The organism is Thermanaerosceptrum fracticalcis, assembly GCF_000746025.2.
GTDB classification, from domain to species: Bacteria; Bacillota; Peptococcia; order DRI-13; family DRI-13; genus Thermanaerosceptrum; species Thermanaerosceptrum fracticalcis.
Genome location: NZ_CP045798.1, coordinates 2224617 through 2245479, shown reverse-complemented (window position 1 = coordinate 2245479; position 20863 = coordinate 2224617). Strand labels below are relative to the sequence as shown.

At 46.9% G+C, this 20863-nt stretch carries 18 protein-coding genes and 1 other RNA gene; 18 read left to right on the top strand and 1 reads right to left on the bottom strand.

Annotated elements, in window-relative coordinates; genetic code table 11:
• The first annotated feature begins 17 nt into the window (after positions 1-17).
• The 18 genes from BR63_RS20005 (at position 18) to ssrA (ending at position 19386) form a co-directional block, all read left to right on the top strand.
• Entirely contained in the window at positions 18-524 is a 507-nt protein-coding gene (locus BR63_RS20005) for an acyltransferase (RefSeq protein ID WP_034420308.1), read from the top strand.
• Positions 511-1128 (top strand): DUF1405 domain-containing protein, encoded by a 618-nt coding sequence (locus BR63_RS11465; RefSeq protein WP_051965431.1) that lies wholly within the window; start codon positions 511-513, stop codon positions 1126-1128. The genes BR63_RS20005 and BR63_RS11465 overlap by 14 nt, the downstream gene beginning before the upstream one ends.
• A gap of 113 nt (positions 1129-1241) precedes the next feature.
• Positions 1242-2621, top strand: coding sequence for an RNA polymerase factor sigma-54 (gene rpoN / locus BR63_RS11460; protein WP_034420305.1), 1380 nt, complete (start codon positions 1242-1244; stop codon positions 2619-2621).
• Between the two features lie 175 nt (positions 2622-2796).
• Positions 2797-3852 (top strand): sugar-binding transcriptional regulator, encoded by a 1056-nt coding sequence (locus BR63_RS11455; protein ID WP_034420303.1) that lies wholly within the window; start codon positions 2797-2799, stop codon positions 3850-3852.
• A 174-nt stretch (positions 3853-4026) separates the two neighbouring features.
• Positions 4027-5028 carry an ArsJ-associated glyceraldehyde-3-phosphate dehydrogenase gene (locus BR63_RS11450; protein WP_034420302.1) on the top strand — a complete coding sequence of 334 codons (1002 nt, stop codon included), beginning with the start codon at positions 4027-4029 and terminating at the stop codon, positions 5026-5028.
• A 206-nt stretch (positions 5029-5234) separates the two neighbouring features.
• Positions 5235-6416: a phosphoglycerate kinase gene (locus BR63_RS11445; protein ID WP_034420301.1), complete on the top strand. Its 1182-nt coding sequence runs from the start codon at positions 5235-5237 to the stop codon at positions 6414-6416.
• Positions 6417-6426: 10 nt separating this feature from the next.
• Complete coding sequence (gene tpiA, locus BR63_RS11440; RefSeq protein ID WP_034420300.1) at positions 6427-7185, top strand: triose-phosphate isomerase; 759 nt, start codon at positions 6427-6429, stop codon at positions 7183-7185.
• A 10-nt stretch (positions 7186-7195) separates the two neighbouring features.
• The gene (gene gpmI / locus BR63_RS11435) at positions 7196-8737 is read left to right on the top strand and encodes a 2,3-bisphosphoglycerate-independent phosphoglycerate mutase (protein ID WP_034420299.1); all 1542 of its coding nucleotides are present in this window, start codon (positions 7196-7198) and stop codon (positions 8735-8737) included.
• A 207-nt stretch (positions 8738-8944) separates the two neighbouring features.
• Positions 8945-10240: a phosphopyruvate hydratase gene (gene eno, locus BR63_RS11430; RefSeq protein WP_034420297.1), complete on the top strand. Its 1296-nt coding sequence runs from the start codon at positions 8945-8947 to the stop codon at positions 10238-10240.
• A 208-nt stretch (positions 10241-10448) separates the two neighbouring features.
• Positions 10449-10676 (top strand): preprotein translocase subunit SecG, encoded by a 228-nt coding sequence (secG, locus tag BR63_RS11425; RefSeq protein WP_034420425.1) that lies wholly within the window; start codon positions 10449-10451, stop codon positions 10674-10676.
• Between the two features lie 33 nt (positions 10677-10709).
• The gene (locus BR63_RS11420) at positions 10710-12719 is read left to right on the top strand and encodes a sodium-translocating pyrophosphatase (protein WP_034420295.1); all 2010 of its coding nucleotides are present in this window, start codon (positions 10710-10712) and stop codon (positions 12717-12719) included.
• A 312-nt stretch (positions 12720-13031) separates the two neighbouring features.
• Positions 13032-14039, top strand: a complete 1008-nt coding sequence (locus BR63_RS11415) for an aldo/keto reductase (RefSeq protein ID WP_034420294.1) — start codon at positions 13032-13034, stop codon at positions 14037-14039.
• A gap of 10 nt (positions 14040-14049) precedes the next feature.
• Positions 14050-14817: an alpha/beta hydrolase gene (locus BR63_RS11410; protein ID WP_034420293.1), complete on the top strand. Its 768-nt coding sequence runs from the start codon at positions 14050-14052 to the stop codon at positions 14815-14817.
• Positions 14817-15245: a PaaI family thioesterase gene (locus BR63_RS11405; protein WP_034420292.1), complete on the top strand. Its 429-nt coding sequence runs from the start codon at positions 14817-14819 to the stop codon at positions 15243-15245. The genes BR63_RS11410 and BR63_RS11405 overlap by 1 nt, the downstream gene beginning before the upstream one ends.
• A 183-nt stretch (positions 15246-15428) precedes the next feature.
• Entirely contained in the window at positions 15429-15980 is a 552-nt protein-coding gene (locus tag BR63_RS11400) for an HDIG domain-containing metalloprotein (protein ID WP_034420424.1), read from the top strand.
• 82 nt (positions 15981-16062) lie between these two features.
• Complete coding sequence (gene rnr, locus BR63_RS11395; RefSeq protein ID WP_081908015.1) at positions 16063-18258, top strand: ribonuclease R; 2196 nt, start codon at positions 16063-16065, stop codon at positions 18256-18258.
• 187 nt (positions 18259-18445) lie between these two features.
• The gene (smpB, locus tag BR63_RS11390; protein WP_034420290.1) at positions 18446-18919 is read left to right on the top strand and encodes an SsrA-binding protein SmpB; all 474 of its coding nucleotides are present in this window, start codon (positions 18446-18448) and stop codon (positions 18917-18919) included.
• A gap of 117 nt (positions 18920-19036) precedes the next feature.
• Positions 19037-19386: a transfer-messenger RNA gene (ssrA, locus tag BR63_RS11385) on the top strand.
• Here the strand turns inward: ssrA and BR63_RS11380 are convergent.
• Positions 19365-20861, bottom strand: a complete 1497-nt coding sequence (locus BR63_RS11380; RefSeq protein WP_051965430.1) for a recombinase family protein — start codon at positions 20859-20861, stop codon at positions 19365-19367. The genes ssrA and BR63_RS11380 overlap by 22 nt on opposite strands.
• Positions 20862-20863 lie beyond the last annotated feature (2 nt).

Sequence of the window (20863 nt, the reverse complement as noted above, 5' to 3'; positions counted from 1 at the left end):
GAAAAGGCGGTGAGTGTGTGCGGCGACTGCGAGTATTCCCGGTAGAGGGATATAATTCTCTACAGCATTGGACAAAGTTCTGTTCACCCTGGAAAGTAATAAAAAATTTTCTTATCATCCAGCTTTGCCGGTATTCGCCGTCTTTGGAGTTAAAGAGTCTTTTGGCCCGAAGTTTCTTAGGCATGAAAGTGGGTAAAGGTGTTTCCTGGGGGCTCATGGCCATGGTGGATGTATTTTGGCCGGAACTCATAACCATTGGCGATAATACCATTATTGGGTATAATTCGACGATCCTCTGTCATGAATTCCTGATTAAAGAACTCCGTTTGGGGACCGTAGAAATAGGCGCCAATGTCATGATCGGCGCCAATGCCACCATTTTACCCGGTGTCAAGATTGGTGACGGCGCCGTGGTGGCCGCGGGTTCACTGGTTAACAGGGATGTGCTGGCCGGTGAGTTTGTCGCTGGCGTACCTATCAAAACTTTACACAGTTCAGCGGGAGGAAAAGATGCTGCATCATAAAAACCTGATGACCTGGGGGAGAGAAATACTTTTTCATCCTCTGTTCATGAAGACCCTAATTGTTATCAACCTGCTTGGCTCCGTTTATGGCTATTACTGGTACCGGGAGCAGCTGGCAAACACCCCTTTTATCTACTGGATCTTCACGCCTGATTCTCCCTTGTCCACTACCCTTTTAGCATTATCCTTGCTCTTTTTACTTTACGGCAAAAGAACCCCCTATTTGTCTTATTTAGCCTGTGCTACCACCATCAAGTACGGACTGTGGGCTGTTTTCGTAAACTCCCATTACTGGTATGTCTCCGGGCAGTGGCACTGGGAGGAGGTTATGCTCTGGGTGAGCCACCTGGGCATGGCCATTGAAGGGTTTCTCTATCTTCTTTACCTGCTGCCTGACTACAAAGTTTGGGGAGCCGTCAGTCTTTGGCTGATATTTAACGATTATGTAGATTATGTGTGGAAGCTTCATCCCTATCTGTACCTGGAAGAACAACTGGCAACGGTAGAGGTCTTTGCCTATGGTTTGACCACCGTTATTATTCTGGGTACCTTAGTACTAATGTTCGTAGGAAGAAAACGGTTAAAAAATGGTACTGCTGGATAACTATTTCGCCACGTAAATCTCTGAATTTTGCAGGAGATTGTCTTTTCTAAGAGAATCTATTGTTATAACGATTTTAAAAAATGTTAAGGTGGTTCTGGAAAGGAGGTAGGAGGATGAGTTTGGGCTTTGGTTTGAACCTTGAACAGACCCAAAAATTGATTATGACACCTGAACTGCGCCAGGCTATCAAAATTCTCCAACTGTCTTCTTTAGAATTAACTGACTACGTCAATCAGATCATTTTAGAAAATCCTCTCATTGAAGCCCGGGAAGAAGACTATAATTTTCCCGAACCAAAAGAGAAAAAATCTAGCGAGGTCGACTGGGAAGATTATATTGAAGAAATGAGAAACCTGCCGGAACGCCCTATGGCTGTGGAGGCCAAACAGGAATTTACCTTTGAAAATATGGTAACCCGTGGGGTGAGTTTGCAGGAGTATCTTCTCTCTCAATTAGGGTTAATCCGGTTAAAATCAAGTGAAGAGGCAATGGCGCGCTACCTGATTGGCAATATTGATACTACCGGTTACCTGGCCGTTACTTTGGAACAGGCTGCCCGGGATTTACGGAAAAAAGTTTCTGAGATTGAAAAGATTCTTCATCTGGTACAAAGCCTGGACCCACCAGGTGTGGGCGCCCGTGACCTCCGGGAATGTCTTCTCCTGCAGCTCAAACAAAAAGGTCTTTTGAATGAGGAATTAACCCGGTTGGTGCAGAATCATCTGGAAGATATTGGTGCCGGCAAGCTCCAGCGTATTGCCCAGGCCCTCGATATTACTGTGGGAAGAGCACAAGAACTGGCTGATATGATCAAGAGCTTAAATCCCAAACCGGGGGCTTCTTTCGGGGGAGAGGAAGAAATTCGCTATATCGTGCCCGATGTTTTAGTACAACGGGTGGAGGACGAGTATATTATCCTGGTGAACGACACGAATATTCCTCGCCTTACCATTAACCAAACCTATACCTCTATCTTGCATAAAAACAGTAAAGTCGATGAAGATACCCGTAATTTTGTAGAAGGGAAACTGAACCAGGCTTTATGGTTGATTCGTAGTATTGAACAAAGACGAATGACCATCTATCTCGTCAGCCGGGCTATCGTCACAATGCAAAGGGAATTTTTTGATAGAGGGGTCAAATATTTACGGCCACTTACCCTGAAACAAATAGCGGAAGAAGTCGGGGTCCATGAATCCACTGTCAGCAGGGCTACCGCCAATAAATATATGCAGACCCCCCAGGGAATTTTTGAATTTAAATTTTTCTTTTCTTCTGGCCTTAATACCAATAAGGGGGAATGTGCTTCCTCCGAAAGTATTAAGAGTATTATCTCCGACATTATTAAGGAAGAGGATATCACCAGGCCTTACAGTGATCAAAAAATAGCTGACATCCTCCAAGAGCGTGGTGTAAAAATTGCCCGCCGAACGGTAACAAAGTACCGGGAGGAATTAAGTATTCCCAGTGCGGGCCAGCGTAAAAGGTACTAAGTAGGAATTATAAAATATTTCATAATCAACAAAACTCTGTCAACAAAAACTCTTGTCAGTGCATGAAATTTTTGTTAAAGTATAACTGGGGATAATCCCCAGTTATTTTAATTCCGCACCGGGACCCTGAATGATACGGCGGGACACAAATAGTCCCTGCCAAGGGGAGATTTTCTTGAGCGATTTGATAGATATTCTGAAGAGATTCACTCCGGAAATTATAGATTTACTGGAAAGAAGGTATAATATACTTCGAACCATAAGTTATGCCCAGCCTGTAGGACGCCGTCTTTTAGCGGAACAGCTGTCGCTGGGGGAAAGAGTTGTTCGGGGTGAAATAGATTTTCTCAAAGGGCAGCAGCTTCTCTTATCTGATGCAGCGGGTGTTCGTTTAACCCCGGAATGTGAGCTGTTGATCCCGGAGTTGGCTTCCCTGGTACATAAATTACGTGGCTTAATTCCCCTGGAAGTATACCTGGCCGAAAAAATGGGATTAGACAGGGTACATATTGTGCCCGGTGATATTGACCAGGATCCTAAAGTTCTTAAAGAGCTGGGTAAACTTGCCGGACGTTTTATCCGCGATGTAGTGCAGGATGACTGGGTCATTGCTGTAACTGGAGGGACAACAATGTCTGAGGTGGCCCATCATATACCCCCGATGGTGCCTGGGAAGAACAGGGTTCTGGTGGTCCCTGCCCGGGGTGGTTTGGGTGAACAGGTAGAAATCCAGGCCAATACTATTGCGGCTGGGATAGCCCAAAGGTTAGGTGCTTCCTACAGGCTGCTCCATGTACCCGATAACTTGCATGGTGATAAGATGGAAAACCTTTTAACTGATGTGCGGGTACAGGAGATTATCTCCTTGAATAAAGGTGCTAATCTTCTAATCCATGGGATCGGTGTTCCCGAAGAAATGGCCCAGCGCAGGGGGATAGACTGGCAGGAATTTTTACGGCAAGCTCCCCGGTTACCTGTGGGTGAAGCTTTTGGCTATTATTTTGCCGAAGACGGCTCTGTGGTAGGGGTTACGCCTACCGTTGGTCCTAAATTGGAGGACCTGGTGAAGTTAAATATGGTGATGGCGGTGGCCGGTGGTAAGAGTAAGGCCCAAGCCATAATGGCTGTTGTCAAACGCGGTTTTATTGATGTCTTAATTACTGATCAGGGTGCCGCTGAAGCCATGCAGCAGCGCCTGGCAGAGGCTGGTTCCCAGTTCTCAGCAGTTTAGTTACTAGTTACTAGTTGCTAGTTACTAGTGGTTTTCATTGGACTTCGGAAGTCGGATAGCGGATATCGTCTGCTGTTTACGGTTCACTGTTCATGTTCCATAGTTCACAGTTTCCGGTCACAGGTTACCGGTTACCAAAAACAACTATCAACTAAGGATAGAGGAGGAAGGAAAATGGTAAAAGTAGGAATTAATGGTTTTGGACGTATTGGGCGCAATGTTTTTCGCGCCGCACTGGGAAATAAGGACATCGAAATTGTGGCAGTCAATGATTTAACCGATGCAAAGACATTGGCTCATTTGCTGCAGTACGACTCGGTCCACGGCAGATTCCCCGGTAAGGTGGAAGCTAAAGGGGACAGTATTATCGTTGACGGCCTGGAAATTAAAGTCCTGGCGGAAAAAGACCCTGCCCAGCTCCCCTGGGGCCAATTAGGCGTGGACATTGTCGTAGAATCCACAGGACGTTTTACTGATGGAGAAAAGGCTAAAGCCCACCTGCAAGCCGGTGCGAAAAAGGTAATTATTTCCGCACCAGCCAAAGGTGAAGATATCACTATCGTTATCGGTGTTAATGAAGACAAATATAATCCTGCCGAACATCATGTTGTTTCCAATGCTTCTTGTACTACTAACTGTCTTGCTCCTGTTGTTAAGGTTCTCCACGATAAGTACACTGTAAAGCGTGGGATGATGACTACAGTTCACTCCTACACCAATGACCAGCAAATCCTCGACCTCCCCCATAAAGACTTGAGAAGAGCCAGGGCTGCAGGACTTTCCATTATACCTACCACTACCGGTGCAGCTAAAGCCGTAGCCTTGGTTCTTCCCGAGTTGAAAGGTAAACTCAACGGTTTTGCTATGAGGGTTCCTACACCCAATGTTTCCGTAGTAGACCTGGTAGCGGAACTGGGACAAAATGTCACTGTGGAAGAAGTAAACGCCAGCCTCAAGGAAGCGGCAGAAGGGCCCCTCAAAGGTATTCTGGCTTATTCCGATGAGCCCCTGGTATCCAGAGATTACAATGGGGACAGTCACTCCTCCATTGTTGATGGCCTCTCCACCATGGTTATCGAAGGTAATATGGTGAAAGTGGTGGCCTGGTATGATAACGAGTGGGGTTATTCCTGCAGAGTGGTCGACCTGGCTGCTTTAATGGGCAAAAAACTCTAATAAACTGGCAAAGTATCGAGTATCGAGTATTAAGTGACCGGAGTCCAATGTCGCGAGTCCAGTATCTATATGGGTGACCGGAGCCCGGTGACCGGAGTCCAGTTAATTACCGGTCACTGGTCACTGATTCTGGTCACGGGGCACCGGTCACTGTTACCTATTTTATCCACTCGTCACTCGTTATTTTTTTGAGGAGGATTGTTAGGATGAATAAAAAAACCATCAGGGATATTGATGTAACCGGTAAAAGGGTACTGGTCCGTGTGGACTTTAACGTTCCCCTGCAGGATGGCAAAATTACCGATGATACCCGGATCACCGAAGCTTTACCTACAATCAAATATTTAAAGGAAAAAGGGGCAAAAACTATCCTGGTCACCCATGTGGGCAGGCCTAAAGGAAAGGTGGTGCCGGAAATGGGTGTAGCCCCTATCGTCAAGCATTTATCCTCCCTTTTAGGTGAAGAGGTTTTATATGCTGCCGACTGCGGAGGTCCTGAATCCGTCAATGCCGTGGAGAGAATGAACTCAGGGCAGGTACTGCTCCTGGAAAATGTGCGCTTTTATGCCGGGGAAGAGAAAAACGATCCCGAATTAGCCAGAACACTGGCCCAGCTGGCCGATGTTTATGTCAATGATGCCTTTGGTACAGCCCACCGAGCCCATTCATCCACGGAAGGCGTGGCTCACTTCTTGCCGGCAGTAGCAGGGTTTCTCATGGAAAAGGAACTTAAAGCGCTGTCGGAAGCCTTACATAATCCGGCTAAACCCTTTGTGGCCATTTTAGGAGGAGCCAAAGTTTCCGATAAAATTGCGGTGATGGAAAATCTCCTTGATAAGGTCAACTATCTCCTGGTAGGCGGCGGGATGGCCAATACCTTCCTCAAAGCCCAGGGTTATGCCATGGGTAAATCCCTGGTAGAAACAGATAAACTGGATGTGGCCGCCCAAATCTTGAAAAAGGCTGCCGGGCTGGGTGTAGAAATCATTCTTCCCCAGGACATGGTGGTAGCTGACAAATTTGCCGCTGATGCCCAGGCTAAGGTTGTTCCTGTCAATGAAATACCCGAAGAGTGGATGGCCCTGGACATTGGTCCTGCCACCATCCAGAAATTTGCCCATACTATCCAAAAAGCCCAGACAGTGGTTTGGAATGGTCCCCTGGGGGTTTATGAATTCGAGAAATTTGCTGTCGGGACTAACCAGATAGCTGCTGCTGTAGCTTCGGCTAAAGGAAAAACCATTATTGGCGGCGGTGACGTGGTAGCTGCAGTGGAAAAGGCTGGTGTGGCGGAACGGATCTATCACATTTCCACTGGCGGCGGCGCCTCACTGGAGTTCTTGGAAGGGAAGGTACTGCCGGGTGTAGCTGCCCTTCAGGATAAGTAAGGAGGATACTATGCGTAAACCAATCATTGCGGCAAACTGGAAAATGCATAAAACCCTGCGGGAAGCTGAGAACTTTGCCGCTCAGTTTCCCGCAGAGCAAGACCTTTATCAACAGGTAGACGTGGTAATTTGTCCTCCTTTTACTGCCTTACAGGTTGTGGGTGAAGCCTTGCGCGGTACAGGCTTAAAACTGGGAGCCCAGAATCTTTATCCGAGAGACCAGGGTGCCTTTACGGGGGAAATCTCTCCCCTGATGCTCAAAGATTTAGGCTGCAGTTATGTTATTCTCGGACATTCCGAACGGAGACAAATCTTACAAGAGGATAACAAATTTATTAATGAAAAAATTAAATCTGCCCTCAAACATGGTCTTACTCCCATCCTGTGTGTAGGGGAAACCTTAAAAGAAAGAAAAGAAGGTCAAACGGAGACAATTTGCGGGAACCAGCTTTTAGGCTGTTTGGCAGACCTGGAAAAAGAGGACGTAAGCAAACTGGTTATCGCCTATGAACCTATTTGGGCTATTGGCACCGGTGTCAATGCCAGCCCGGAAGATGCTGAAAAAACCATTGCCTTTATCCGGGATTTCCTGGCCTGGCAGTATGGCCTGGAGACGGCAGAGCAAATCAGGATTCAATACGGGGGTAGTGTAAAGCCCGATAATATTAAGGAACTCATGAAACAAAAAAATATTGACGGAGTCTTAGTGGGCGGGGCCAGTTTAGAGGTTGAATCCTTCTTCAGCATTGTCCAGGGGGCAGTAAGATAGGAGTGACAGCATGCCATATAAACCAGTAATGTTAGTAATATTAGACGGGTGGGGCATTTCCGACTGCCAGGTAGGTAATGCCATTGCTTTGGCCAATAAACCCTGTTATAACAGATTGATTGATAAATACCCCAGCGCTGTTTTAGAAACTTCAGGTGAGGCTGTAGGTTTACCGGAAGGCCAGATGGGTAATTCCGAAGTGGGTCACTTGAATATTGGCGCCGGGCGCGTAGTCTACCAGGAACTGACACGGATTAACCGGGCCATCCGCCAGGGGGAATTAGCCCATAACCCTGTTCTTAAAGAGGCTATGGAGACGGCAAGGGAAAGGAATAAAGCCCTTCACTTGATGGGCCTCCTTTCTGACGGAGGGGTGCACAGCCATATCGATCATCTTTTTGCTTTGCTGGATATGGCCAAAGCCCAGGGTGTAGAAGAGGTATACGTTCATGCTATTTTAGACGGCAGGGATGTACTGCCGGCCAATGCTAAGGAATATATTGTAGCCCTGGAGAAGAAGATGCAGGAATTAAATCTAGGGAAGATTGCCACTGTCAGTGGGCGCTATTACACCATGGACCGGGATAACCGCTGGGAGCGTGTGGAAAAAGCTTACCGCGCCATGGTGGCAGGAGAAGGCATTAAGGCCTGTCTGGCCCTGGAAGCTGTTGAGAAGGCCTACAGCTTGAAGATTACCGACGAATTTGTGGAACCTACAGTGATCGTCGATGATAAAGGCGAACCTGTAGGCAGGGTAAAGGCCGGCGATGTGATGATTATGTATAATTTCCGTGCCGACCGGGCCCGGGAGATTTCCCATGCTTTCACTGATGAGGTGTTTGAACCTTTTGCCCGCCCCTGTGGTTACCTGAATCTCCATTATGTTTGTTTTACCCAGTATGATATAACCATCAATGCCCCGGTGGCCTATCCGCCTCAGGATCTGGCCAATACCCTGGGAGAGGTCGTGAGTAAAGCGGGGCTCCAGCAGTTAAGAATCGCCGAGACGGAAAAATATGCCCATGTAACTTTCTTCTTCAACGGTGGAATAGAGGAAGCTTATCCCGGGGAGGAACGGATTCTCATTCCCTCACCTAAAGTAGCCACATATAACCTGAAGCCGGAAATGAGCGCATGTGAGATTTCGGAAAAAGTCCTGGAAAGAATACACGAAAAGGAATATGATTTAATTGTCTTAAACTATGCTAATCCGGATATGGTTGGTCATACCGGACAGCTAGAGGCAGGAATAAAAGCTATTGAAACTGTTGACTACTGCCTGGACATGATTATTGGACCCATTGTGGACAAGGGTGGAGCAATCCTTATCACTGCCGACCATGGTAATGCGGAACAGATGGAAGATAAGTTAACAAACCAGCCCCTTACTTCCCATACTTCCAATATGGTACCCGTAATCTTGGTGGGGAAAGGCACGGAAAACCTGAAATTACGCCACGGAGCCCTGAAAGATGTGGCTCCTACCATCTTAGACCTGATGGGACTACCCAAACCCCCCGAAATGACGGGGGAGAGTCTCATTGTACGTTAACGATTTCCGCTTTCCGACTTCCGATATTTTATACGATTTCCGATATCCGCTTTCCGTTATCCGATATCCGAGGAGTGTACAAAAAAATCTGCTAGGAAGATGTTAAAATCTGTTGTCGGATGTCAGTAAACGGGGGCATCCGTCTCTACCAACTACCCACTAATAACTAGCAACTAGTAACTAGTAACTTAACAAGGAGGAATACCCATGAGCATTATCGTTGATATTTATGCTAGAGAAATCCTGGATTCCCGGGGCAATCCCACGGTGGAAGTCGATGTTACCCTGGAGGACGGGTCTTTTGGCCGTGCTGCCGTACCTTCCGGCGCTTCCACCGGCGCTTACGAAGCCGTGGAACTAAGAGATGACGACCAGGGACGTTTCCTGGGCAAAGGGGTCATGAAGGCCGTAACCAACGTGAATACCATTATTGCACCTGCCTTGATGGAAGTCGATGCCTTGGATCAGGTGGGTATTGACCAGATACTCTTAGAACTGGACGGCACGCCTAATAAAGGCAAACTGGGCGCCAATGCTGTCCTGGGTGTATCCATGGCCGTGGCTAAAGCAGCAGCAAACTTTGTGGGATTACCCTTATACCGCTACATTGGCGGGGCCAATGCCAAAGAACTGCCCGTTCCCCTTATGAACATTCTTAACGGCGGCAAACATGCCGATAACAACGTGGATATCCAGGAATTCATGGTTGTACCCATGGGGGCGGGATCCTTTGCCGAAGCCCTGCGCATGGGGACGGAAGTGTTCCATAATTTGAAAAGCGTGTTAAAGAAGAAAGGCTATAACACTGCTGTAGGCGATGAAGGAGGCTTTGCACCTAACCTCAGTTCCAACGAGGAAGCCCTGGAGGTAATTGTTGAGGCCATCCATAAAGCCGGTTATAAGCCCGGTGAAGATGTGTTCTTGGCCCTGGATGTGGCTGCTACGGAACTGTTTAAAGACGGCGCATACCACCTGGCGGGAGAAGGATTGAGTATGACTTCCGCCCAGATGGTGGAGTATTACAGCAATTTGGTGAAAAAATATCCTATCATCTCTATTGAAGACGGTTTATCAGAAGATGACTGGGATGGCTGGAAGATGATGACCGATACCCTGGGCAAGAAAATCCAAATAGTAGGCGACGACCTCTTTGTCACTAATACCGAAAAGCTGGCCAAGGGAATTAGCATGGGTGTAGCCAATAGTATATTGGTGAAGGTGAACCAGATCGGTACCATTACGGAAACCCTCAATACCATTGAAATGGCTAAAAAGGCAGGATATACCGCCATTATCTCCCACCGCTCAGGGGAGACGGAAGATGTGACCATTGCCGACCTGGCCGTAGCCGTGAATGCGGGCCAAATCAAGACCGGTGCCCCATCCCGTACCGACAGGGTAGCGAAATACAACCAGCTTCTCCGTATTGAGGAAGAACTGGACGAAGCCGCTATTTTCAGAGGACGCAGCGCGCTCTATAATTTGAGAAACGTTAACCTTTAACCGACTCATAGGGCAGTATAATACTGCTCTATGTTTTTTTTATTGCTTTTATTAAAACATGTAATTTGGATACAATAGATAATACAGGAAATTTATTCATTATAAACGGTTAACGTGAGACGGTTAACGGTGAACGTTAGGGAAAACAACGTTGTCTAGCGTTTCGCTATGTGATAAAATATCAATGTTGATTTGTGGAGGGGGTGTCCTGATGAAAACAGTTATTATCGCTCTTCAAGTGCTAGCATCCATCGGCGTTATAGCTACTGTCTTACTGCAATCCGGTAAGAGCGCCGGTCTGTCAGGGTCTATTGCCGGTGGCGCTGAAACTTTGCTAGGTGGTAAGAAGAAAGGCCTAGATGAACTGTTGAGCAAATTGTCAACAATCTCAGCTATTGCCTTTATGCTGTTAACTTTATTAATTTCCCTGTTTTAATTTAGAGAGAGATTTTAAGGAGGAAGGAAAGTAATGAACTTTACATTTTGGGCACCTCTGGCAGGGGTGGTTGCGCTTTTTTTTGCCTTCTATCTGGCAAACCGCATTAACAGTGTGAGTGCTGGTAATAAGACAATGGAAGAAATCGCCCATGCTATACATGAAGGTGCCATGGCTTTTTTATTCCGGGAGTATAAAACCCTGGTAGTGTTCGTGGCCGCTTTAGCCGCAGTCATCTTTGTAGCCGGGATTATGACCCATGGGGCGGAAAGCCTGCAGCCTGAAACCGCTGTTGCTTTTGTTATCGGTGCAATCTGTTCTGTCTTGGCCGGTTATATCGGTATGAACGTGGCTACCAAAGCCAATGTCCGGACAGCCAATGCCGCTCAGGAAAGTGCTAACAAGGCCTTAGGCATTGCTTTCTCCGGCGGGGCTGTTATGGGTATGTCCGTGGTTGGACTTGGACTCGTTGGTTTAGGTATTGTTACCTTTTTATTTGATAACCCCAACGTGGTAAACGGTTTTGCCCTGGGGGCCAGCTCTATCGCCCTTTTCGGCCGTGTGGGCGGTGGTATTTATACAAAAGCCGCTGACGTAGGGGCTGACCTGGTAGGTAAGGTAGAAGCGGGAATCCCAGAAGACGATCCCCGGAACCCCGCCGTTATCGCTGACAACGTCGGTGACAACGTGGGTGACGTGGCCGGCATGGGTGCTGACCTCTTTGAATCTTATGTTGGTTCGATCATTGCAGGTATGGCTCTGGCTGTATCCTTAGGTTTAGGACGAAATGGTATCATTCTTCCCTTATTAATTGCTGCTGCCGGCATTTTGGCTTCTATTATCGGTACCTTCTTTGTCAAGACTGATGAAGGAGCCAATGCCGCTAAAGCTTTGAGCATGGGTACCCTGGTGGCTAGCATCTTATCCGTTATCGCTACTTACTTCCTGACCACTAATCTTTTACCTGCCACTGGTAAAGTTACCGGTATGGGCGTCTTTATCGCTACCGTAGCCGGTCTGATTGCCGGTGTATCTATCGGTAAGATTACAGAATACTATACTTCCGGTGACTTTAATCCCGTTAAAGAAATTGCCAAGGCTTCCCAGACGGGTACGGCTACTAACATCATTGCCGGTATCGCCATTGGTATGGTAAGTACAGCAGCTCCCGTTATTGTTACTGTTATAGCTATCTTAATCGCCTTTAAGTTCGCCGGTCTGTACGGTATCGCCCTGGCAGCAGTGGGCATGCTGTCTACCACAGGAATGGTTGTGGCCGTAGACGCTTATGGTCCTATTGCCGACAATGCCGGTGGTATCGCCGAGATGTCTCATCTGGATCCCAAAGTAAGAAAGATTACGGATGCTTTAGATGCCGTAGGTAACACTACCGCTGCTATCGGTAAAGGTTTTGCCATCGGTTCTGCCGCCTTAACCGCTTTAGCTCTTTTCTCAGCTTACACAACAGCTGCCGGTATCACCAACATCGACCTCTTAAATCCTGCTGTGGTAGCCGGTCTCTTTATCGGCGGCATGCTTCCTTACCTCTTCTCCGCTATGACCATGCAAGCCGTTGGACGAGCCGCCTTTGACATGATTGAAGAGGTAAGAAGACAATTTAAGACTATCCCTGGCCTCATGGAAGGCAAAGCCAAACCCGACTATGCTAACTGTGTGCGGATTAGTACGGGTGCTGCTTTAAGAGAAATGATTCTTCCCGGCTTATTGGCCGTTATTGCGCCTATCTTTGTTGGTCTCATGCCCGGTTTGGGTAAAGAAGCTTTGGGTGGACTCTTGGCCGGTGCCCTCGTATCGGGTTTCCTCTTAGCCATCATGATGGCTAATGCCGGCGGTGCCTGGGATAACGCCAAGAAGTATATTGAAGCCGGCAACTATGGCGGCAAGGGTTCTCAAGCCCACGCTGCAGCCGTTTCCGGTGATACCGTAGGTGACCCCTTCAAAGATACCTCCGGACCTTCCATCAACATCTTGATCAAGCTGATGACCATTGTTTCTCTGGTCTTTGCACCATTGTTTATGTAAAATAAAGAGCCTGGCTCTCAACGGAGTCGGGCTTTTGTTTTGTCATACGACTTCCGATATCCGACATCCGATTTATTGGTGACCGGAGCCCAGTGTCCGGTGTCCGGCACCTGTGTAAGTGACCGGAGCCCAGTGTCCGGTGTCCGGTTAATTCACTGGTCACAGGTCACGGGTCACCGATTCCGGTCCCCGGTCATCGGTCACGGATCACTGCCAACTAACAACTACCAACTAACAACTGGTTGGCTCGCCAACTCCCGCGCTTTGGTATATAATAAAAAGAAGTGCAGCTGGTAATAGGAGGTAGAAGCTATGGAATATCGTCCGTTAGGGAAAACAGGCTTAAAGGTTTCCTTAATGGGCTTTGGGGGCATCCCCATTCAAAGGGTCTCCCGGGAAGAAGCCAAGGAAATAATTACGGCGGCCATAGAGAGAGGTATTAACTTTTTTGATTCGGCTCGTGGTTATACGGACAGTGAAAACAAGATAGGACAAGCCGTTAAAGGAAAAAGAGATAAAGTAATTCTCGCCACCAAAACCATGGCCCGTACCTATGAGCAAATGACAGCGGATATTGATAAAAGCCTTCGAGAATTTGGCGTTGACTATATTGACCTCTACCAGTGTCATAATGTGAAATCCCAGGAAGACCTGGATAAAATACTGGCCCCCGGGGGTGCCATGGAAGCCCTGGATGATGCTAAAAAAGCAGGGAAAATCGGTCATCTTGGAATTACCGGCCATAGAGCCCCCGTTGTGGTGGCAGGGGTAAAAACAGGTAAGTTTGCCACGGTCCAGTTTCCTTTTAATTTCATCGAACGTGCAGCGGAAGAAGAACTTTTTCCTTTAGCGCGGGAAATGAAAATGGGCATTATTGTTATGAAGCCTCTGGCCGGCGGCGCTTTTACGAAACCCCAATTGGCCTTGCGTTTCCTATTACAGCAAAATGTCAGCGCCATCATACCGGGAGTGGATTCCCTGGAACAGGTGGAGCTCAATGTTGGGCTAGCTACCGAAAAAATCCCCCTTTCTCCGGAAGAACTTGAGTATCTTATCAAGGAAGCAAAGGAAATAGGGGAACGTTTCTGCCGCCGCTGCGAATATTGTAAACCATGTCCACAAAATCTCGATATGCCTACTTATTTCATTTTACATGGCTACTATGAACGGTATGGGTTGCCTGACTGGGCACGGGAACGTTACCAATCCCTGGGCGTGAAAGCCAATGCCTGTGAAGACTGCGGTTTGTGTGAAACCCGCTGCCCCTATAACTTGCCTATTCGTGAGATGCTGAAAAAAGTCCATCGAGATCTAGGCTAGGAGGTACACTATGGCCATTGTCCACCGTAATGCCCAACCCTTCTTTTATGACGGAAAAAAGGCCATGTGTCTTTTGGTGCATGGCTTCACCGGATCGCCTTCGGATATGCGGGTCCTGGGAGAATACCTCAAGGGGAAGGGTTATGGCGTGTCTTGTATACTTCTGCCGGGACACGGTACATCGCCGGAGGATATGGAGAAAACAGCCTGGCCTCAGTGGTACCGGGCTGTAGAAGATGAGTACCTGAGACTGAAAGCGATATATTCCCCTGTTATTCCCATTGGTCTATCCATGGGGGGGATTTTGTCTCTTCACCTGGCGGCTCAACATGGGGTACCGGGGCTTGTCGCCTTAAGCTCTCCCATATTTATCGGCAACCGGAAAGCTTATCTGGCACCGCTCTTGCAGTTTATTTATAAATACCACGGTAAACCCGTTGCCGTCGAACAGTGGCGAAAGGAACTTGAAGAAGGGCACTTCTACTACACCACAACTCCGGTTAAGCCCCTGGTTTCCTTGCTGGCTCTCATACGCATGGTCAAAAAGGAGTTGTCCCAGATCAAGGCCCCGGCTTTGATTATGCAATCATGGAAGGATGGCACCGTTAACCCTAGAAGCGCTCAATATATATATGACAACCTGAGTAGTGACGATAAAGAACTTATCTGGCTGGAGAAATCAGGGCATGTGATAACTTTAGGCCAGGAAAGAGAACAGGTTTTCCAGGCCGTGGAAAAGTTTATCCAAAAAATCGCCGGGAATATGGAGGTACATTAATGGAGCTGTCATATGATCATTACTGCTTTGGCTGTGGGGAACATAATCCCCATGGACTTAAATTAAAATTTACTTACGATGGGACAAACATTAAGACGACTTTTGTCCCTGGAGAAGTGCACCAGGGCTATCCCGGTATCATGCACGGCGGTATTACCAGTACAATCCTGGACGAGGTTATGTCCCGCTGCATCAATGTTCTCGGATATATTGCAGTGACAGCACGTTTGGAAGTTCGTTTCCGGGAGAGTATTCCCTTACATACTCCTGTTACCTTTGAAGCCTGGATTGTAAACAGAAAAAGGAATTTGGTTGATACGGAAGCCCGGGCCCTTTTATCTGACGGAAAAGTAGTAGCGGAAGCCCAGGGAAGATTCGTGATCATCCAGGAGCAATCTTCCCCCACAGGCCATCCACAGCAAACGTGAACAGTGAACCGTGTCCCGTGAACAGCAGACGCATCCAGCGAAGTTTATCGCCACCCGCTACCCGTTGCCCGTTACCCGAATTTAACGTTTGCATCGGGAAGCGGGATTCGGGAAACGGGAAGCGTAGAACAATACTAACAACTACCAACTAACAACTAAATTTGGAGGGAAATTGCAACAATGATGAAGCGTGAAGAGGCATTGCAAGTGTTAGGCCAGTACATTTCCAATAAGAACCTTTTAAAGCACATGTATGCGACAGAAGCAGTCATGGGCGCCCTGGCCAAGCATTTTGGCGAAGATGAAGCAGCCTTTAGAATGGCTGGACTTATGCATGATATTGATTATGATGAGACAAAAGACGATCCGGCCCGCCACAGCCTGGTAGGAGGAGAAATTTTGGAGAGATTGGGTTTCCCGGAAAATGTAGTTTACGCCGTGAAATGTCACAACGAGTATCACGATCTGCCCCGGACAACCCTCATGGACAAAGCTTTATATGCTACGGATCCTTTAACCGGCCTTATTGTAGCGGGAGCATTAATTCATCCCGAGAAGAAACTTGCGCCTATTGATGTTAATTTTCTTGTCAACCGTTTTTACGAAAAGTCTTTTGCCCGCGGCGCCAATCGGGAACAAATTGCGTCGTGTTCTGAATTGGGTTTAAGCCTTGAAGAATTTATTGCCATTGGCCTGGAAGCCATGAAAGGTATTCATAAAGAACTGGGGTTATAATAAGATCGGCATTTGGTATTTTACTTAAAAATGGGTAGTATATAAATATCTATCCATTTTTTGCATTAAGGAGATTGAAACGATGATTACCAGAGAAGAATTGCTTGAATACATGTGGCACAACTCTTATAAACCCATGACTGCCGATGAGTTGATCATGCAGCTGGAAATTACTGAAGTGGCTGAATTTAGCGCTATGTTGAAAGCCATGGAGGAAAAAGGCGAGATTATACTTAACCGTAAAGGGCGTTACGGGATTCCCCAAAGGATGAACCTCAGTGTGGGGCGGATCCAGGGTCATGCTAAGGGTTTTGCTTTTCTCATTCCTGATAACCCCCTGGAACAGGATGTCTTTATTAAAAATGAAGACCTCCAGGGTGCTATGCACAATGACCGTGTCATTGTGCGTCTTCACCGTCATCTCGAAGACGGACGAAAAAGAGAAGGGGAAGTTATCCGGATCCTGCAGCGGGCCAATGAACAGGTGGTGGGTACCTTTGAAAGCAGCAAGTATTTCGGTTTTGTGGTTCCTGATGATAAGCGCCTGGGCATGGACATCTTTATTCCCAAAAACGAGACAGCAGATGCCCGTGACGGTGACAAAGTGGTGGTCCAGATTACCAGATGGCCCGAGCCCCGACGTAATCCTGAAGGAAAAGTAATAGAAGTTTTAGGGCATAAAAATGACCCGGGAACCGATATTTTATCCATAGTTCGTAAATACCAGCTTCCTGAGGCTTTCCCTGAGGAAGTTCTGGCCGCGGCGGAAAAAGTACCGTTGACCATTGCCCAAGAAGAAATTAAAGGGCGGCGCGATCTTCGTCATCTGCCCATGGTGACCATCGACGGCGAGGATGCCAAGGATTTAGATGATGCCGTTACCCTGGAGATATTGCCCAATGGGAATTACTATTTAGGGGTGCATATTGCCGATGTGGGTTACTATGTAAAAGAAGGAAGTGTGCTGGACCAGGAAGCACTAAAACGGGGGACCAGTGTATATCTGGTTGACCGTGTCATACCTATGCTGCCACCCCGGCTTTCCAACGGTATCTGCAGCCTCAACGCCAATGAAGACCGTTTGGCCATGACCTGTTTCATGGAAATTAACCATCAGGGTGAGGTTGTCAGTCACGAGATTTGCCAGTCCGTGATTCGGGTCAAAGAACGTATGACCTATACTAATGTGCGCAGAATCCTGGAAGAGCAGGATCCTTGTCTTTTGGAAAGATATTACGAATATGTGCCCATCTTTGAAACCATGCGTGACCTCTGCCATATTTTACGCAATAAGCGCCTGCGCAGGGGCGCTATCGATTTTGATTTCCCTGAAAGCAAGGTAAAGCTTGATGAACGGGGTAAACCTGTAGAAATCATTAAAAGAGAGCGCTCCATTGCCGAAATGATTATTGAGGAGTTTATGATTGCCGCCAATGAAACAGTGGCGGAACACTATTACTGGCTGGAAGTCCCTTTCCTCTACCGGGTCCATGAGGAACCTGATTTAGACGATATTACTGAGCTTAATGAATTTTTAGGTGCTTTTGGCTACCATATCAAAAACAATAACCGTGGGGAAGTCAGCCCCCGTGCTTTTCAACAGGTAGTGGAGAGGGTAGAAGGGAGACCGGAAGAAAGGGCTGTGAATACGGTGATGCTCCGCTCCATGAAACATGCCCGTTATGCTCCCGATGCCCTGGGTCATTTTGGCCTGGCCGCCGAATATTACTCTCACTTCACCTCTCCTATCCGGCGCTATCCTGACCTGGCCATCCACCGGGTTATCCGTGAAATCCAGGCTCATGGGCACCTTTCCAGTACCAGGCATAAAAAACTAGCCCAGCTAATGGCCGAATATGCCGAGCAGTCTTCTCTCCGGGAAAGGATTGCGGAAGATGCGGAGCGGGAATCTGTAGACCTCAAGAAAGTGGAGTTTATGAAAAACTATGTTGGGGAGACCTTTGACGGATACATTAGTGGAGTCACTTCATTCGGTTTCTTTGTAGAGCTCCCTAATTCCGTAGAAGGGCTGGTTCATGTGTCTACGTTAAACGATGACTATTACCAGTTTGTGGAGAAAAACCTCATGCTGGTGGGAGAACACACGAGAAAGGTTTACAAGATTGGTGATCCGGTGAAGGTTGTTCTGACGCGGGTAAATATCCCTGAACGCAATATTGATTTTGAAATTGCCCCGGAAGAAGAGCCGGCCTTCTCCCGGAAATCCCGCCTGCTTGACGCCAAAGGGAAAGCTGGTATAATTAAAGGTAGCAGGTAAAATGATTATTGCGTTGAGTTGTATCATGTGGTATAATCAAAACCCTGACTGTTTTCTAGGAAACAAGCCAGGGTTTCTTGGTAATCTAATCAAATAACAGTTGTAGACCTCACAATCAGCCCCAATGATTCTCGGAGGTCAAAATCGGATATCGGAAAACGTAAAAAGTTACCAGGGGAGAAGAAGAATGGCAGATGCAGCCGTAAAAGTCGTTACCGAAAACCGCAAAGCTCGCCACGACTACTTTATTGAAGAAACTTATGAGGCTGGTATTGCTTTAACCGGTACGGAAGTAAAATCGCTACGTGCCGGGAAAGCTAATCTCAAAGACAGCTATGCCCGAGTAGAAAACGGCGAGATGTTCTTATTCAATATGCACATCAGCCCTTATGAGCAGGGAAACCGCTTTAATGTGGATCCCCTCAGGGCGAGAAAACTCCTTCTCCACAAAGGTGAAATCAACCGCCTTTTCGGCAAAGTGATGCAGCAGGGTTTAACCCTGGTTCCTCTCAAGGTCTACTTCAAACGCGGCCGGGCCAAGGTAGAGATTGCCCTGGCTAAAGGTAAGAAACTTCACGACAAGCGCGATGCTATTGCCGAGAAGGACGCCCGGCGGGAAATGGATAGGGCCTTGCGGGGAAAGGATAAAAACAGTTATTAGTTCCTAGTTATTAGTTACTAGTAAAAATTTGTAATCGTTATGTTATCCTGTATACCCAATTGAAATATTATGATACTAGGAACTAGCAACTAGTAACTAACAACTGATAATTTTTTTGGGGGTGTACTGGTTTCGACGGGGGAAGCGGTGGCAGGAGAAGCGAGCCGAGGTCGCATTAGCTCGTAAAAACAATGCACAAAAAGTAAACGCTAACGAAAATTACGCTTTAGCTGCTTAATTGCAGTCTAACCTCTTACCTTCTGTGCCTGCGGTGAGGGCTAAGGGGTCATTTTAGCAGGCTACTTCCGGGCCAGAGTCTCATAACCCGGGGGGAAACTAATGGGACTGGCCGGCGGGCATCCTGTTTGTGGGAGTCCCAAAGGCGAGATTTAAAACACAAACTACGCTCGTAGAAGCTCTTGTGGTCGGTCCTTCGGACAGGGGTTCAACTCCCCTCACCTCCACCATTAAAAACCCTAACATTCAAGGTGATGTCAAATTCGCCACCATCTGAATGTTTCACAATAACTTTGTCAACAAATTCTTGAATGATCTGCTTTCTATCTTCGTCATTATCGGAGAAGAGCAGGTCTTTTTTATTTTCCATTACTTCAATAATTTTCATTTCATCTATTTCCGGCATTGCCTTGACTATTAAGGCTTTCTTCAGTTCATATTCAAGGGCTTCTTTCCTGTTGATGGCTTCCTGGATTTTGGGAAGCAGCACATTGTCAATTCCCTTGCCCAAATTATAGGTCCAGGCATCAATCTGTTTGTTTAGATTATCTAGTTCTTTTTTTATCGGTTTTAGTTCATTTTCGATATTATTGTATTTTTCCTGATATAGTTCTTGGACTCTTTGGGCGATATCGCGCATGGCTTCTGGCGCAAAGCATGTCTCGATGAGATTTTTTATTACCAGCTCCTCGAGATATTCTTTTTGGATTTTCCTGTTGCCGCATTTTCCGTTACAGGCGTAATAAGTATAATAATTGTCTTTGCTTTTAAAAGCACATCCGTTGTATGGCTTTTCACAGTGTCCACAGTATACTTTCCCGCTCAACAAATAATTAACTTTCGCTTTCATCTTTGCCCCTTTATGTCTCCTTTCTTTCATCATTTCATTAACTTTTTCGAACAGTTCCTTGGAAATTATAGGCGGGATAGCTCCGGGGATAACTATCCATTCTTCTGACGGCTTATTTTTATGATTATTCCTTCTGTTATCTTCATTTTTAGAAGATGATACATCCCAGGTATATTCTCCAATATACTTGCGGTTATTCGCCCAACCATCAAAGCTGTTTTTAGTAAATTTCCTTCCTTCTTGTGTGCGGTATCCTAGTTCATTCAATATTTGAGCGATTTTATTCAAACTTATTCCCTTTGCTACGCTTTCAAAATATATTTGTACTGCCCGATATCTATCCGGATCGATTTCATATTTTTGGGTCTCTGGATTTACCCGCAATCCATACGGAGGGCGGCCGCCAACATGGATACCAGCTTTGGCGTTTTCCAGCATCCCTTTCCTAACCTCCCTGGCCAAGTTTTTTGAATAATATTCGGCCATGCCATCCAGAACAGATTCAAGGATTATGGACTCTGGGGAATCGTCCAGGTATTCAAGAACGCTTTCTATTATTACCCCGTTTTTCTTTAATTGTCGTTTGTAAAAGGCAGCATCATACCTGTCCCGGAATATTCTATCCCGTTTATGGACGACGATAATATTGAAAAGCCCCTTGGCGCTATCTTGGACCATTTTCTGAAAAGCTGGCCGCCTGTCCGTGGTGGCTGTTTTTGCTTCATCGATATATGTATCAACAAGGGTATAGCCTTTTTGCAAACAATAGTTTTGAATAGCGGATATTTGGGCCGATATAGATTCTTCTCTTTGGTTTTCTGAGCTATATCTGGCGTAGGCTACTGCTTTAAGCATTG